Genomic DNA, 15559 nt, shown 5'->3' on the forward strand with positions numbered 1-15559 from the left:
GAGGCGCGCAGCATCAACACTCGACCGAGCAACTCGGACAGTCTGCCACAGGGGACGGGGTGCTGGCCAATCGGGCGGAAGAGATTACCCGGAAGGTGGCGGGGATCAAACGCGGGAACGCCGAAATCGCGGTTCGCCGCTCTGGGACGCGTTGCCGGGCACCCCGCGAATCCCCTGAGCGCCAGAGATCATCCCCTGCCGGTCGATCTCACCGAGTCGCAGCACTCAGCACGGCATGACGGAGCAAACCGCCCCTTACGGGAAACATGGGGTCACGGAGGGCGTGGAGCTTGCGCCGTCGTGATCAGTCGGGTGTACGCGCCGAGCCGAACGGCGCGACGAACGCGGTCCACGCCCCCGGCGTGAGCGCGAGTCGCGGGCCGGAGGCGTTCTTGGAGTCGCGGACGTGGATGGTGGTGGGGGTGGGGGCGATTTCGACGCAGTCGTTGCCGTTGCTGCTGTCGCTGTAGCTGCTCTTGAACCAGTGGAGTTCTAGCGTGCTCATAGCTCTCCCAGCGTTTGCTCGATGAAGACCAGAGACTCCTCTGGCGTGAGCGCCTGAGCCCGGATGATGCCATAGCGCAGATCGAGGACGCGGAGCTGCCGGGGGTGCGAAACCGGGCGGCCTCCGAAGTCACCGTCGGTACGCCCCATGCCCGTACCGTCCGCGAACTTCAGCACTTGGATCCGGCCGCCGGTTCCAGGGTGATTCGGGCGGGCGGTCGGCATCACCTGAAGCTCCACGAACGGCAACTTCGCCACGTCCAGCATGTGTTCGAGCTGTCGGCGCAGCACCATTGTGTCCCCGATCGGACGGCGCAGCGTCACCTCTTCCAGGACGAAGCTGAACTCCGGCGCGGGTGAGCGCCCGAAGACGGACTTCCGGGCCATGCGAGCGGCCGTCATGCGTTCCAGCTCGTCCGGCGAGTAGGCCGGACGCCAGGTGCGAAGTAGCGCTCGTGCGTACTCCTCCGTCTGCAACAGCCCATGGATGTTGTGGTTGCTGTACAGCAGCATCTCCACCGAGCGTTCCTCCAGCTCGGCCAGTTGCCGCACCTTCTTCGGGTACCGCGCCTTGCGCATGTCCTCCATGAAGGCCCTCAGATGCCCCTGCGCCTTCAGGATCTGGTCCGCCCTGTCCAGGCACTCCGGCCGGGGGATGCGGGCCCCGCGTTCGATCTTGCGGATCATGTCCTCGCCGTACCTGAGGGCGTCTGCCAGCTCGGACACGCTCATCCCGGCGGCCTCCCGGCAGACCTTGAGCAGGCGGCCCACCGCCTGCACCACCGGCTCGATCTCGTCGCCCGGCTCGACGTCCCAGCCCGCCTCGTCGACACCCTCGTCCACGGCTCCTCCTCCGGCGCGTACGCGTACTCGTACTCGTGACAACGCCCGGGACAGCCGAGACAGCCGAGACAAAAGCCGGGACAGTGACGGTACGTGCAGGCGTTGTCACTCATCCACGGAAGCGGGTTCCGCCACGCTGAGTGACGTGAACCAGGAAATCAGTGACCTCGCGCCCCGACTTGCTGCCGTCCCCGTCCGTAACTTCAGCCTCCAGCTGTCCTCCACACCTCGCGGCGCCCGTCTCGCCCGGCTGCTCGTCACCGAGCAACTGCGCACGTGAGGACTGCCGTCGCACCCGGCGGAACTCATCGTCGCGGAGCTGGCGGCCAACGCCGTCACCCACGGCCGCGTCCCCGGCCGTGACTTCCGGCTGCTGCTGTACGTCGTCGGCGACACCCTCCGCATCGAGGTCACCGACACGCGCGGTGACCGGCTGCCGTGCCCCCAGCACTCTGCCACCGACGCCGAATCCGGCCGCGGCCTGCTGCTCGTGGACGCCCTCGCCGACCGTTGGGGAGTCGTCCCCGGCCCGCCCCCGCTCAAGACCGTCTGGGCCGAGGTGGGGACCGGGTCCGCCGGTTCCCGGCCCGGCGTCCCGCCCCGGTGACCGGTGACGCGGCTCGGCGCATGATGAAACGGACGTACGGGCCGGGTTCAGGGCAGCTCGGCCCACGTCCCCGTCGTGGCCTCCAGCGTCCAGATGCGGACCTCGGCCCTCGCCCGGGCCGCGTACAGATCCCGCTCGGAGACGATGCTCAGGTCGCCGGTGCCCAGCTGCTGTCGTACGGCGTGCGTGGTCAGGTCCATGCCTGTGGTACCGCCGTCACAGAGCGAGGTGAGGAAGGAGCCGCCCCAGGTCCGCCGGTGCAGCGCCCTGACGCGCCACACCCATGGTGCCTATGCCCCGCCGAGCACGTCGTCCTCATCGAATCCGAGCTCGTCCTCGATGCCCAGTTCTTCCGCCGCGTGCCAACGCAGGGGATCCGGCCAGGTGCCCGGCTCGCTCACGGCGACGCTCCGCAGGAACCGCTCGGCTTCGGCACCACCGATCTCCCCCAGCGCCTGGATGCCCTTGACGCAGAAGGAGAGGAAGGGCCCGTCCGTGTCCTTCCCCTCCCGGACGAGTGAGGAGATCGGCTCCACCCCCTCCGGGGCCCGCAACTCACCGAGCATGTCGACCAGGTCCTCGGTGTTCACCCCCGAAGGGCGTGAGACGAGCACCGAAGCCAGCAGCGGGGCGAGGCCGTCGGGACGCAGGTGGACCGCCACACCCGCAAGCCGTTCGAACCGGCGCCAGTCCCCCGCCTCCGCCACCGTCCGCAACCAGCCGAGAACCCGGGAACGCACCTCGGGGATCTCCGCCGCGACGTCCTCGGCGCACTCCCGTCCCACGTATCCGCGGCCGGCGATGAGAGAGTCCGCCCGTTCCGTCAGCGCCTTCGCTTCCACCGTGTCGTCCGGCATGTGCGTCGCTCTCCTGATCTCGGTCCCGACAACCCTGCTGGTGCGCTGGTGCACGGTCGGAGCAGTTCGTGTGCCTTTCTGAGAATGTTCGCGTCGAACACGTCGGCAGACCCCTCACGGAGACCGAAGTTCAACCTGAAGCGTTCACCCGGTGAGCGTCCAGACGTGTGAGCCCTTTGGAGGGGCCGGCCGCGTTTCCCACTGCGTGAGGTCCTCGACAGATCCACGGTGCGGGGTCCTCCCGTCCTTGGGCAGGAAGTAGAGGCCGTACGCCCAGTAATCCGGCTCTTCATGGCACATGAGGTCCGGATAAGGCTCGATATCGGCTCCTTCGTATGCCGCATTGATACGCGCAACAGCCTCGGCCCGGGACATGCCGAATCGTCCGACCAACTCGTCGGCAATTTCCCGAAAATAGTGAAGCATTCCTTCGTCAAGTTCCGTAAGGAACTCTTCCGTCCTCGTCATGGACCCAGTCTCCGCAGTAGGGAATTGTCGAACAATTGGGCAGCGCGATCGGAGTAGATCGCTATCTGGTGTCCGTTGAAAACGCCGTCCGCCCCCTTCTTGAAGGGAATCACATTTCGGAGCATCGGCCCTTCGACCATCTCGTAGCCGTGCATGTCGGCACCGGTGCGGTCCAGTCGGTGGCGCCTGATGAATTCGGAAAGTTCATCACTCGGACCATCGAAAATTTTACTGTTCAGCTTGTCCAGCTCACTCTTGGGCACTCGGAAGTGCAGCACAGCCGGAACATCATTGTTCTTTCTCGCCAGCCGATGCGCCCAGTCCAGAGCCTGCCGCGGGTCGTTCGTCACATAGAACCCACCGAATCCGAAATCCATCTCCCGGGGGGAGATATTGGGATTGATCCCGTTGGCGATGATATTGTCGGCGGCGCTTCCGAAGGTGCCATGGTACAGATCTACCGTGCAGGGGGCTTTCAGCCCGAGTGGATCCTTCCACTGCAGCGGATTCTTGACGTAAGCGTAGTGGTTCGGCGCCGGCGTACGGCCGAGGGGGTCCGGGCTCAGATAGCGTGCCGTGCCGGGCTCGTAATAGCGGTGATGGTTGTAGTGCAGCCCGGTTTCCACGTCGAAGTACTGACCCGGGAACCTCAGCGGGCACTCGATGCCGCTGCCGCCGGACGCTGCGACGCGCACGCCCCACAGTGTGGTCGACTGCGTCCAGACCACGTCCCCCTCAGCGTCCACCAGTTCCGTGGGAGTGCCCAGAAGGTCGGTGACGATCGCGTAGAAGCGCTCGTCGATCCGGTCCTGCGGGGTGTCCGGCCCGATTGGACCGGTCCCCCGTACCCGCTGGCTGATCGGGACCTGCCCGTCGGTCCAGTCCCATGACAGGCTGACCGCCCCGTCCGTCTGCTCCGCCAGGCCGTCCCCGTCCCAGAAGAAGGACACCTGTTCCAGGACCGTCGCACCGTCCCCGGCCAGCATCTGCTTCGCGATCCGGCGGCCGACGGGGTCGTAGACGTAGTGCCAATGGCGACCGTCCGGAGTCATCACGTCCGTCAGCTGGTCCTCGGCGTTCCAGGCGTAGCGCCACTCACGTCTGCCACCGGAGAGCAGCTTGGTCACCCGACGGACGACCCGTCCCTGCCCGTCGTGCCGGTAGAACGTGCGGCCGGCCCGTTCGATGACGGTGCCCGAGTACGTCCGGTCACCGGGCCCGTTCTCCTCGTCACCCAGCGGTGCCGAGGTACTGAACGCGGTCAGGTTGCCCAGGGCGTCGTACTGATAGTCCTCGTCGCGTCCGGCCCCGCCCCGCGCGGCCGTCACCCGCCCCGCACGGTCGAACTCGAAGACCCGTTCGCCATGGGCGGCGTCCGTCACCGACGTCATCAGACCGTCCGCCCGGTGCTGGAAGACGCGCTTGCTGGTCTCCCCGCCGCTGGTCACCACTCTCTGGGTCGTGCGCAGCCGGTCCACGTCCCACTCATGGGTCACGCGCGTGGACTCGCCGAGGACCCGCTCGATCTCGCGGCCGACGACGTCATAGCGGAAAGCGACCTCGTGGCCGCCGATGCCCTGCAGCACCGAGCGCCGCTGGAGATCGTACGTCCATCTGGTCGTGGCGCCGCTGGGGGTCCTGCGGCCGGTACGGCGTCCGGCGATGTCGTACTCGGACCGCACTTCCCGGCCATTCCAGGACTCGGCGAGCAGCCGGCCGGCGGCGTCGTGCTCCCGGGTGAGTTCGACGTCCCCGCTGCGGGCCCGGGCCAGCCGGCCGAGCAGGTCGTACTCGTAGGTCGTGGTGCTGTCGTCCGTCTCCATGGCGACGACGTTGCCGAGCACGTCGTGACGGAAGCGGGTGGTCTCGCCGGCCCCGTTGGTCCGCTCGACCAGTTGTCCCGCGGCATCGTAACGGTAGGTGAGCGTACGGCCGTTGTAGTCGGTCTCCGAGATGAGCCTGCCGGCGCCGTCGTACCCGTAGGTCCAGTTCTGGCCGACAGCGTTGGTGACACGCCGCAGCCTCAGTTCGGTGTCGTACTCGTAGCGCTCGAGACTCCCGTCCTCGCTCTCCCTCAGCGTGCAGAGGTCGAAGTGAGTGTTCGCGTAGCTCGTGCGACGGCCGTCCGAGGAACGGTACTCCAGCGGGTTTCCCTCGGGGTCGTAGGACCAGTGCTCCGACGTCCCGTTGGGGAGGTGACGCCAGGAGATGCGTCCTTCCAGGGTCCAGCCGACCCGTGTGGTCTGCCCGAATGTGTCGGTGAGTTCGGTGATGCGGCCCCACGCGTCCCGTGTGAACGTGCTGGTGGCACCCAGCGGGTCCGTCTGTCCGACGACAAGGCCCGCGTCATTGTTGACGAGGGTTCGCTGACGGACGCCCAGGGCGTCGGTGATGCCGGTGAGCGCTCCGTTGGAACCGAACGTGAAGGACGTGGTCGCGCCCAGTGGATCGACGATCGCGACACGATTGCCGCGGTCGTCGTAGGCCGACTCCCATGTGCTGCCGTCCGGTTGCACCACCTTCGTCACACGGTCGTGTTCGTCGTACTCCCTGCGCACTACGCCGCCGTCGGGGCGGGTGAGGTGTGTGACGTTGCCGCGGGCGTCGTGGCTGAAGCCGGTGGTGCGGCCGAGTGGGTCGACGAGCGCGACAAGACGCCCGTCTTCGTCCCAGTTCCGGGTGACCACATGCCCCAACGGGTCGGTCTCCCGGAGAGGCAGGTAGTCCTCGTTGAATGCGTACGTGACCGAGTGGCCGAGCGAGTCCGTCGCCACGCTGGTACGCGTGTCCTCGTCGTACGCGTAGGTGTACGCGAGCACGCCGCCCTCACCGGTCGTTCGTACGCAGCGGCCGGCGAGGTCGTAGGCGTAGTGGTACCAGTACCCGTTCCGGCTCTGCCAGCCGGTGATCCGGTCCTGGTCGTCGTAGCTGTACCGCTGCGCGGCGCCCGAGGAGTCGATCACTCCGACGAGGCGTCCACGACCGTCGTACTCGTACGACAGGAGCTGCGGCCGGCCGGGAGCACTGAGCAGGGAAAGGCCCGTCACCCGCCCCGACGCGGTGGTGACGCCGAGGCGGTATCCACCGTGATGGACCAGCTCGCACGGCGCGCCGTCCACGTCGCGGAGCAACTCCATGGTGTTCCCGTTGCGATCCTTCACAGCGACGAGCGGGAGCTCCGCCGCACGGCCACCGGGCGTACGCCGGAAGTGCAGTGTCACGCCGGTCTCGGGCTGGGAGACTGTCATCCCGGCGTCCGGCGCACCGCTCCAGCTGAGCGACCAGTCGGGTCCTACCAGCGGTCTCATGGGCTCACCCGGCTCCGGGACCGCGTAATGGAGCACGGTCCCGTCGGCACTGACGAAGCGGATGCCGTCGTCGTCGAGCAGCAGACGCTGATCGAAACCGGTCGTCCAGCCGGGGCCGAACCAGCGTCCGGCTCTGACACCGGTTCGGTGGCTGCGTCCGACCACCAGGGGGAGCACACCCGGCAAGGAGAAGTCGTCGATCGACATCACCATCTGGCCGGTGGCCATGTCGATGGGGTCACCACAGGTGAAGAGGTTCTTCATCTGCCGGCCCAGGCCCTTGAGACGCGGACCGAGCCCTTTGACCCCGGCGGCCATACCCTTAAGGCCGGTCTTGCCGAGGGCCTTGAGGCCTTTGGCGAGTCCGCCGAGGGTGGTGAGTCCCTTCATGCCGGGGATGCAGTCCAGCGCGGCCAGTCCCACGTCCCACAGGGACGCCTGGCCTTTGGAGTATTTGTAGAGGGTGTCGGCGAGGACGACGAGTGCGGCGATGAGGACGATCGCGCCGAGGATGGGCCCGCCGATGATCAGGGCGACGATGCCGACGACCGCGACGACGATCTTGCAGGCGGCGACGATGGTGTCCCAGTTGTCGGTGAACCAGTCGCCGATCTCCTCCCACCAGGAGCGGTTCCGGATGCCGGCGTCGGAGGCCTCGTCGATCTTCGACCTGGCGTCCCGCGCGGCCTCCTCACGCATCGTGCGCGCGTCGGCGGCCATCTTCTTCGCCGCGGCCAGCGCGCCCTGCGCCTCGCTCACGTCCGACTGGGCCTTGTCCTGGGCGGACCTGGCGCTCCGCACGTCCCGGGTCGCGGCCCGCACCTTCGCCTCGTCCGGCTGGTCCGCGTCCGACTTCGACCCGGTGGGGTCGTCCTTGTACTTGTCCGCCTCCTTCGTCGCCCGCCCGACCCACGACTCCGCCGAGGCCAGCCTCGACTGCGCCGAGGTGAGGTCGGCCCGCGCCTCGCGCGCCTTCGCCAGCGCCCTGTCCGCGAGGGCCTGGGCGCGCTCCAGCTTCGGCCAGTAGTCCGCGAGCGCGTCCCCGCACAGCGCGTACGACTTCTCCAGCTTCCGCAGGTTCTTCGGAACCCCGGAGAACTCCTCCTTGAACACCTCGGCCGACTTGCCCGCCCACTCCGCCAGCGCCCCCTCACCGGCCATCCCCTTCACCAGGCGCAGCGCCTCGGAGACGTCGTCGGCGAAGCCGTGCAGGACCCTGGCGAGGGTGCGCACCCGCTGCGGGTCGCCGGGGGTCGGGTCCTTGTCCAGGTCAAGGACATGCCAATCACTCGGCCGATGACCCACCATCCCGCGCCCCCCGTCACCCGTACATCGTCAACACCCGTATGCACATGTGAACTTACAAGGTGGAGCAGTTCGCCGGGCAGCCCGGCCTGCTCTGCCTCAGGACCGTCGCCGTCGCAGGGCCCACCAGGCGTCCCCCGCCGTGTCCTCGGCCCGCAGCCACCAGCCCTCCAGTGTGTCCCGCACCGTCAGGTACACCGACCGCCGCTTGAACCAGGGCGGCAGATCCCGGAACGGTACGAAGGTCAGCGTGTCCCTGACGGCGTCCTCAGCGGTGCCCACGAGCCCTTCCGCCCGCAGCACGGCGTACAGCTCCGGCGTCAACGCCCCGTTGAGCCGGGCCGCGGTGCCCACCGCCGTGAACGCGAACCCCCGCTGAGCGACGTCCGGCAACCGCGTCGCCCTGACGATCCGGGGCGACGCCTCCTCCAGCGGACAGTTGAAGGCCAGCCCGATCGCCGCCGTACCGAGACGGTTCTCACCCCGCTCGAACGCGGCGTCCCAGTCCGCGGGGTCGTCGAGACCCAGCAACCCCTCGCCGGTCTCCCAGTCCCACCCGGCCGCCACGGCCCTCAGTCCGCGAACCTGAACGTCGACGTGATCGCGTCGAAGATGTCGAAGAAGGAGTCCGCGAGGTCCAGGACCTGGCTGCTGCCGGCGACCAGGGCGACCTTGCCCTCCTGGCCGGGCACCGGGACGAAGGTCTGCATGAGCACCGCGCGGACGGTCCGGTTCAGTTCGTCACCGGGGACCGGGATGTCCTCGATGCCGTACGTCCGCGCGGCCGGGCCGACGCCGGGGAGGTCGACGGTGGTGACCTTGCGCCAGGAGTCGCCCGCCTTCCTCGCCTCCTTCACGGCGAGCTGGGCGGCGATAGCGGCCGGATCGGTGGGGAGTGGGTCGCCCTTGCCCGTCCGGCCGCCGACCAGGGACACCGTCACCGAGCCGGTGATCGGGGTGTCACCGCCGAAGCTCTCCGCCATGCAGCCGCAGTACAGCGCGCCCGACTTCCAGGCGTCCGCGGCGGCCTTCCGCAGGAAGGAGACGTACGTGTCCCGGTGCGGGGCCAACTCCGGGTGTGCACGCAGGCGTTCGTTCACCATCCGGTGGATCGAGTCGTCCCGCGACTCCGGCCGCACGTCGAACTCCCACCACGACTCCGGCACCTTGATCCGGAAACCGCCCCGTTCGACGGTCAGCGCCTCCATGTAACGGGCCATGACGCCGGCGTCCCCCTTCGCTCGATGACTCGATGACTCGACGACTCGACGACTCGATCGCTCGATCGTCTGTTCCGACATCGTGCCACTGGGCGACACCGTCCCGTTCGGCCGGGCGGCCCCCGTCAGCCCGTCGTGGCGACCGTGAGCAGGACCGCCGCGTCCTCCAGGGCCTCCAGACCGTGGCGGGCGGGCGGGATGTCGATCAGGTCGCCCGTGCGGCCCTCCCACTCGGTGCCGCCGCTGGTGAGGCGGACGCGTCCGCGCAGGACCAGCAGGGTGGCCTCGCCGGGGCTCTCGTGGTCGGCGAGGGCGGTGCCGGCGGTCAGTGCGAGGAGGGTCTGGCGCAGGGCGTGCCCGTGGCCGCCGTGGACGGTGGTGGCGCTGCGGCCGCTGGCGGTGGCGGCGGCGCGTTCCAGGTGTTCGCGGGTGAGGGCGTCGAGGGAGAGCTTCTGCATGGCACCGAGCTTTCCCGAGGGGTCTCGCGGTCGCCAGGGCCGTATGGGGTACGTCGTGGTGTCCGCCGCGTCCACCCGTGGCGCCGTGCGGATGGTCCGTGCCCTCGGCGATACTGGCGCGGTGCCGCCGACACCGCCGTTCTCCCAGCCCATCACGCCCGAGCCGCCGGAGGCGATCGCGCGTCCGCTGCTCACCCAGTCGTGGCTGGACCTGACGTTCCTGCACTGGGCGGTGGACCCGGCCGACGTGGCCCCCCTGCTGCCGCCGGGCATCGTGCCCGACACCCTGGACGGTGTCACGTACGTCGGTCTCGTCGCCTTCCGGATGCACCGGGTGGGGTGGCTGCGCCTGCCGGGCGTCCCGTACCTCGGGAACTTCCCGGAGACCAACGTCCGCCTGTACTCGGTGGACGCACACGGGCGGCGCGGGGTCGTCTTCCTCTCCCTGGACGCCTCCCGGCTGATCCCGGTGGTGGTCGCCCGCCTCGGGTTCCGGATGCCGTACCTCTGGTCCCGGATGCGCGTGGAGCACCTTGGCAGCGACACGGTGACGTACACCGGCAGCCGGCGCTGGCCCGGGCCGCGGGGCGCCGGCGGACGCATCACCGTGCGCAGGGGCGAGCCGATCGAGGAGCCGACCGAGCTGGAGCACTTCCTCACCGCCCGCTGGGGCATGCACGGCGTCTTCTTCGGGCGGTCGATGTACCTGCCCAACGCCCATCCGCGCTGGCCGCTGCACCGGGCCGAGCTGCTGGAGTGCGAGGAGGACCTGGTCACCGCGGCCGGGCTGCCGAGGCCGGCCGGGGAGCCGGTGAGCGTGCTGTACTCACCGGGCGTCCCCGCCCGCTTCGGACGCCCGGCCCGGCCGGCCGGCATCCCCACGCCGTGACGGCGTGCCGGACCTGAGTCCGCGGCCTCGGGGGCGGTCAGGCGGCGCCGTTCAGCATCGCGGCCGTGAGGACGTTGCCGGCGACGCCCCAGCCGCCGTCGGGGACCTCGTCGACGAGGACGACGGTGGTGGGGCGGGCCCGTTCCCCGTAGATCTCCGCGTAGAGGTCGGTGGTGCGCTCGACGAGCTTCCTCTTGTCCTCGGCGGTGAGGGTGCCCGCGGGGACCTTGAACTGGGCGAAAGGCATGGGTGTCTCCTGACAGGGGGTGGTGATGGGTTCGTTGTCGTGCGGTCGCGCCGTCGTCAGACCATGCCGCCGTTGGCGCGCAGGACCTGGCCGTTCACCCAGTGCCCCGCGGGGCTGCCGAGGAAGGCGACCACGGCGGCGATGTCGTCGGGCGTGCCCAGTCGCTCCAGCGGCGGCGTCTTGGCCAGCCGGTCGACCTGATCGGGGGTCTTGCCCGTGAGGAACATGTCCGTGGCCGTCGGGCCGGGGGCCACGGTGTTCACCGTGACGTCCCGTCCGCGCAGCTCGCGCGCCAGGATGAGCGTCATCGCCTCCACGGCGCCCTTGCTCGCCGCGTACGCCCCGTACGCCGGGAACTGCGTGCCGACCACGGAGGTCGAGAACGCCACGAACGAGCCACCCGCGCGCAGCCGCCGGGCCGCCTGCTGGGCGACCACGAAGGTGCCCCGGATGTTGGTGCGGTGCATGGCGTCGAGTGCCGCCAGGTCCAGGTCGGCGATGGGCGACAGGACCATCCGCCCGGCCGAGTTCACGACCACGTCGACGCCGCCGAACTCCTCCTCCGCCCGGTCGAACAGCGCGGCGACCTCCTTCTCCTCCGCCACGTCCGCCCGTACGGCGACCGCCCGTCCGCCGGCCTCGGTGATCGCCGCCACCGTCTCCTCGGCGGAGGCCTCGTCACGGGTGTAGTTCACGACGACGGCCAGGCCGTCCTCGGCGAGCTTGCGCGAGACCGCCCGGCCGATGCCACGCGATCCGCCGGTGACGACGGCGACGCGTACGGCTGCCGGTGCGGAAGTGTCCTGACTGCGGTGCTGGTTCGTGGTCATGCCTCCACCCTGCGCGGCGGCGGCCGGCGCAGCCAGGGGATGTCATCCCCTGGGTCGGCGGCCCGGCCGGACGCACAATGGGCGTCATGAGCGCTGCGAAGTACGCCGAGCTGGGGACGTTCCTGCGTTCGCGGCGGGAACGCATCCGGCCGGCCGACGTCGGTCTGCCGGCCGGGCCCAGGCGTCGGGTGCCCGGGCTGCGCCGCGAGGAGGTGGCCCAGCTCGCCGGAGCGTCGGTGGACTACTACAACGAGCTGGAGCGCGGGGCCGGATCCCAGCCGTCCGAGCAGATGATCGCCGCGCTGGCGAGGGCGCTGCGGCTGAGCGCCGACGAGCGCGACTACCTGTACCGCCTGGCGGACCGCCCGGTGCCGGTGCAGGGCGGGGCCGCCTCGCACGTCCACCCCGGCATGCTGGACCTGCTCGGCCGCCTGGCCTCGACGCCGGCGCAGGTGATCACCGACCTGCACGTCACCCTCGTGCAGAATCCGCTCGCGGTGGCGCTGCTCGGGGACCAGTCCCGTTTCCGGGGCCCCCGGGCCAGCTTCGTCCACCGGTGGTTCACCGAGCCCGCGGCCCGGGACCTGTACCCCGAGGCCGACCACGAGAGGCACTCCCGCTCCTTCGTCGCGGACCTGCGGGCCGCCGTCGCCCGCAGGGACGCGAAGGACCCGCAGGCCGGGGCGATGATACGGACGCTGCTCGACGTCTCACCGGAGTTCGCCGCGCTGTGGGCCGACCACGACGTGGCCTTCCGGCGGGACGACCGGAAGCGGCTCGTCCACCCCACGCTGGGTCTGATCGAGGTCAACTGTCTGCACCTGTTCAGCGAGGACGGGCGTCAGCGGCTGCTCTGGTTCACCCCGGCCGTCGGGACGGACAGCGCGGGGCTGCTGGATCTGCTGTCGGTGGTCGGGACACAGGAGGTCGTCGAGCCGTCGGGCTGACGCCCTTCCCCGTGCGTCCCTCCACGCGCGCCCTTCCCCGCGCGCCCCACCGTCGGAGACCGGACGGTCCCCGGTCGGCCGGCCGCCGGGCGCCGGTGCGGTGGCGCACGGCCGCGGGACGGCGCCGGCCCACAGGGCCCGGGCCGGCGGCGGAAGCGGCTGCTTCGACCGTCCCGCCGCTCGTCCCGGTACCCGCCGCCCGCGCCCCGCACGGGGCCGGCGGCGGGCCCACCCGTGTGTCAGATGACGCCCTGCGCGAGCATCGCGTCCGCCACCCGCTCGAAGCCGGCGATGTTCGCGCCGGTCACGTAGTCGCCGGGGGCGCCGTAGCGCTCGGCGGTCTCGGCGCAGGTGGTGTGGATGTCGGTCATGATGCGGGCCAGCTCGTCCTCGACCTGGCCGGCCTTCCACGACGTGCGCGACGCGTTCTGCGTCATCTCCAGCGCGCTCACCGCGACCCCGCCCGCGTTGGCCGCCTTGCCGGGGCCGAAGGCGACGCCGGCCCGCTGGAACAGCTGCACGGCCTCCGGCGTGGTCGGCATGTTCGCGCCCTCGGAGACCGCCTTCACGCCGTTGCGGATGAGTGCGTCGGCGTCGACGGCGTTCAGCTCGTTCTGGGTCGCCGACGGCAGGGCGACGTCGGCGGGGACCTCCCAGACCCGCCCGCCCGGCACGAACCGCGCGGAGGCGCCCCGGCGCTCCGCGTAGTCGCTCACCCGGCCGCGCTCGACCTCCTTGATCCGGCGCAGCAGCTCCAGGTCGATGCCCTTCTCGTCGACGACGTAGCCGCCGGAGTCGGAGCAGGTGACCGGGTTGGCGCCGAGGGCGGTCAGCTTCTGGATGGTGTAGATCGCGACGTTGCCGGAGCCGGAGACGACCGCGGTCTGCCCCTCGAGGTCCTCGCCGCGGGCGCGCAGCATGGCCTCCGCGAAGAGCACGTTGCCGTATCCGGTCGCCTCCGGGCGGATCAGCGAGCCGCCCCAGCCGGCGCTCTTGCCGGTGAGCACGCCGCCCTCCCAGCGGTTGGTGATCCGCCGGTACTGGCCGAACAGGTAGCCGATCTCTCGGGCGCCGACGCCGATGTCGCCGGCCGGGATGTCGGTGTACTCACCGATGTGCCGGTACAGCTCGGTCATGAAGGACTGGCAGAAGCGCATGACCTCGGCGTCGCTGCGGCCCTGCGGGTCGAAGTCGCTGCCGCCCTTGCCGCCGCCGATGCCGAGGCCGGTCAGGGCGTTCTTGAAGATCTGCTCGAAGCCGAGGAACTTGATGATGCCGAGGTTCACCGAGGGGTGGAAGCGCAGGCCGCCCTTGTAGGGGCCGAGGGCGCTGTTGTATTCGACCCGGAAGCCCCGGTTGACGTGGACCCGGCCCCGGTCGTCCTGCCACGGCACCCGGAACATGATCTGCCGCTCCGGCTCGACCAGCCGCGCGACGAGCCCCGGCTCGGCGTACTCGGGGCGCGCCGCGAGCACCGGGGCGAGGGTGTCCAGCACCTCGCGCGCGGCCTGGTGGAACTCGGGCTCCGCCGGGTTGCGGCGCTCGATCTCGGCACGGAGCAGGTCGAGCGAGGCCTTGGGGTCGGGTCGTGAGGTCACGGGGTCCCTTTCTGGCGCGGCTGACACCGATACGTATAGCCGGTGATGGGCGCTCGGCGCCGTTGCCGCGCGCAGGACGGCGGCCGCCCCGGTCGTATACGACGGGTCGGCCGACCCTCCCAGTGTTACCCCTGTGTTAACGCGATACCAAGAGGCAGGTCGGATCATCCGCTGTGTGAGCAGGACGTACGGGGTCCGGGGAGCTGCCGCCCGTCAGGCGAAGGCGCGGGGCGCGTGCCGTTTCCGGAGCCGCGGACGCGGGCGGGGCGTCATCGCGACAGCCCGCGCCGACGACGAGGAAGCCGCCCGCACCGCCCCGCCCTCCTCCCCGCTGAAGGGGAGCCCGGGACAACGGGCGCCCGGCGCATCGCGCCGGCCGGGGCGCGGTTATCGTGGCGATCACGACTGAATAAGGTCAACTGCCGCGCGTGGCAAGGGGAATCGACGTGGATCAGCAGAACTCCGGCATGGCCGCTCCCGTACGGATCGACACCAGCAAGCCGCATCCCGCGCGGATGTACGACTGGTTCCTCGGCGGCAAGGACAACTACCCGGTGGACGAGGAGCTGGGCAGGCAGCTCGTGGGGTTCGCGCCGCCCATCCCGGTCATGGCGCGGATGAACCGGGCGTTCATGCACCGTGCCACCCGCTGGGTGGCCGGCCAGGGGGTGCGCCAGTTCCTCGACATTGGGACCGGTATCCCGACGGAGCCGAACCTGCACCAGGTGGCTCAGGGGATCGCCGCCGACGCACGGGTCGTGTACTGCGACAACGACCCGATCGTCCTGGTCCACGCCGAGGCGCTGCTGCGGGGCACCTCCGAGGGGGCCGTCGACTACGTGCAGGCGGACGCCCGTGACACCGCCGCGATCGTCGAGCGGGCCCGCGGGACGCTGGACTTCGAGCGGCCGGTCGCGCTCTCCCTGATCGCGCTGCTGCACTTCATCGGCGACGAGGACGGGGCGTACGAGCTGGTGGAGCGGCTCAAGGAGGCGCTGGCGCCGGGCAGTTACCTGGTCATGTCCCACCTCACCCCCGACTTCCACCCGGAAGAGGCCTCGCGGAAGGTGATCGACCTCTACCGGGCGGGCGGGCTCACCATGGACATGCGCAGCCGGGACCGGTTCGCCCGCTTCTTCGAGGGCCTGGAGATCGTCACCCCCGGCATCGTGGCGGCCGAGGAGTGGCACCCGGAGCTCGGTGAGCCGGTCCCCGGGCAGGAGGGCGTCCACAGCGGGGCGTACGTGGCGGTGGCCCGCAAGGTATGAGCCCTCGCCTCGCGGAGCGGGCCGGCGGGGCCGCCCCCGACCGGATGCCGTTGGCGGATCCGTCGGACGGCCGCCGGGCACCCGTCCCGGCACCATGAGGGGAGCGTTCCTCCCAGCGAAACACCGCGCAAGCGGCGTCGGGCCGGGAGAGACGCTCCCCTCACCGAACGGTGACGGGATGCGCCAACGGCGTCCCGCCCGGGGCGGCCC

15 protein-coding genes and 1 pseudogene are annotated in these 15559 nt (G+C 70.4%); 4 read left to right on the top strand and 12 right to left on the bottom strand.

The genetic code is table 11. From position 1 onward, the window contains the following. Window positions 1–304 precede the first annotated feature (304 nt). Window positions 305–505 carry a DUF397 domain-containing protein gene (locus ACFY3N_RS03480; RefSeq protein WP_390814945.1) on the bottom strand — a complete coding sequence of 67 codons (201 nt, stop codon included), beginning with the start codon at window positions 503–505 and terminating at the stop codon, window positions 305–307. Further along, complete coding sequence (locus ACFY3N_RS03485; protein WP_390814946.1) at window positions 502–1347, bottom strand: Scr1 family TA system antitoxin-like transcriptional regulator; 846 nt, start codon at window positions 1345–1347, stop codon at window positions 502–504. The genes ACFY3N_RS03480 and ACFY3N_RS03485 overlap by 4 nt, the downstream gene beginning before the upstream one ends. A gap of 145 nt (window positions 1348–1492) precedes the next feature. Between ACFY3N_RS03485 and ACFY3N_RS03490 the strand changes: the two are divergent. Next, a pseudogene (locus ACFY3N_RS03490) lies at window positions 1493–1954 on the top strand (ATP-binding protein). A gap of 47 nt (window positions 1955–2001) precedes the next feature. On the opposite strand, the gene ACFY3N_RS03495 reads toward ACFY3N_RS03490, so the two are convergent. From ACFY3N_RS03495 to ACFY3N_RS03525, 7 genes are all read right to left on the bottom strand, one after another. Then, window positions 2002–2235, bottom strand: coding sequence for a hypothetical protein (locus ACFY3N_RS03495; protein ID WP_390814947.1), 234 nt, complete (start codon window positions 2233–2235; stop codon window positions 2002–2004). Window positions 2236–2244: 9 nt separating this feature from the next. Further along, window positions 2245–2811, bottom strand: coding sequence for a hypothetical protein (locus ACFY3N_RS03500; RefSeq protein ID WP_390814948.1), 567 nt, complete (start codon window positions 2809–2811; stop codon window positions 2245–2247). Window positions 2812–2955: 144 nt separating this feature from the next. Then, entirely contained in the window at window positions 2956–3279 is a 324-nt protein-coding gene (locus ACFY3N_RS03505) for a hypothetical protein (RefSeq protein ID WP_390814949.1), read from the bottom strand. Next, the gene (locus tag ACFY3N_RS03510) at window positions 3276–7895 is read right to left on the bottom strand and encodes an RHS repeat-associated core domain-containing protein (protein ID WP_390814950.1); all 4620 of its coding nucleotides are present in this window, start codon (window positions 7893–7895) and stop codon (window positions 3276–3278) included. The genes ACFY3N_RS03505 and ACFY3N_RS03510 overlap by 4 nt, the downstream gene beginning before the upstream one ends. A gap of 96 nt (window positions 7896–7991) precedes the next feature. Then, a complete protein-coding gene (locus ACFY3N_RS03515; protein WP_390814951.1) occupies window positions 7992–8459 on the bottom strand; it encodes a hypothetical protein in 468 nt (155 codons plus the stop codon). 5 nt (window positions 8460–8464) lie between these two features. Beyond that, complete coding sequence (locus ACFY3N_RS03520; protein ID WP_390814952.1) at window positions 8465–9112, bottom strand: hypothetical protein; 648 nt, start codon at window positions 9110–9112, stop codon at window positions 8465–8467. A 125-nt stretch (window positions 9113–9237) separates the two neighbouring features. Then, window positions 9238–9570: a cupin domain-containing protein gene (locus ACFY3N_RS03525; protein ID WP_390814953.1), complete on the bottom strand. Its 333-nt coding sequence runs from the start codon at window positions 9568–9570 to the stop codon at window positions 9238–9240. 121 nt (window positions 9571–9691) lie between these two features. Between ACFY3N_RS03525 and ACFY3N_RS03530 the strand changes: the two genes are divergently transcribed. Continuing rightward, a complete protein-coding gene (locus ACFY3N_RS03530; protein WP_390814954.1) occupies window positions 9692–10459 on the top strand; it encodes a YqjF family protein in 768 nt (255 codons plus the stop codon). A gap of 37 nt (window positions 10460–10496) precedes the next feature. Here ACFY3N_RS03530 and ACFY3N_RS03535 read toward each other — a convergent pair whose 3' ends face one another. After that, window positions 10497–10706, bottom strand: a complete 210-nt coding sequence (locus tag ACFY3N_RS03535) for a 4-oxalocrotonate tautomerase family protein (RefSeq protein ID WP_390814955.1) — start codon at window positions 10704–10706, stop codon at window positions 10497–10499. A 56-nt stretch (window positions 10707–10762) separates the two neighbouring features. Next, window positions 10763–11536: an SDR family oxidoreductase gene (locus ACFY3N_RS03540; RefSeq protein WP_390814956.1), complete on the bottom strand. Its 774-nt coding sequence runs from the start codon at window positions 11534–11536 to the stop codon at window positions 10763–10765. Window positions 11537–11622: 86 nt separating this feature from the next. Between ACFY3N_RS03540 and ACFY3N_RS03545 the strand changes: the two genes are divergently transcribed. Further along, window positions 11623–12483: a helix-turn-helix transcriptional regulator gene (locus ACFY3N_RS03545; RefSeq protein ID WP_390814957.1), complete on the top strand. Its 861-nt coding sequence runs from the start codon at window positions 11623–11625 to the stop codon at window positions 12481–12483. A gap of 239 nt (window positions 12484–12722) precedes the next feature. Here the strand turns inward: ACFY3N_RS03545 and gdhA are convergent, their stop codons facing one another. Next, a complete protein-coding gene (gene gdhA, locus ACFY3N_RS03550; protein ID WP_390814958.1) occupies window positions 12723–14081 on the bottom strand; it encodes an NADP-specific glutamate dehydrogenase in 1359 nt (452 codons plus the stop codon). 446 nt (window positions 14082–14527) lie between these two features. Here gdhA and ACFY3N_RS03555 point away from each other — a divergent pair, with 446 nt between their 5' ends. After that, on the top strand, window positions 14528–15349 hold the full coding sequence (locus ACFY3N_RS03555; RefSeq protein WP_390814959.1) for an SAM-dependent methyltransferase: 822 nt from the start codon (window positions 14528–14530) through the stop codon (window positions 15347–15349). The last annotated feature ends 210 nt before the right edge of the window (window positions 15350–15559 follow it).

The sequence above is a fragment of the Streptomyces sp. NPDC000348 genome (assembly GCF_042898795.1).
Lineage (GTDB): Bacteria > Actinomycetota > Actinomycetes > Streptomycetales > Streptomycetaceae > Streptomyces.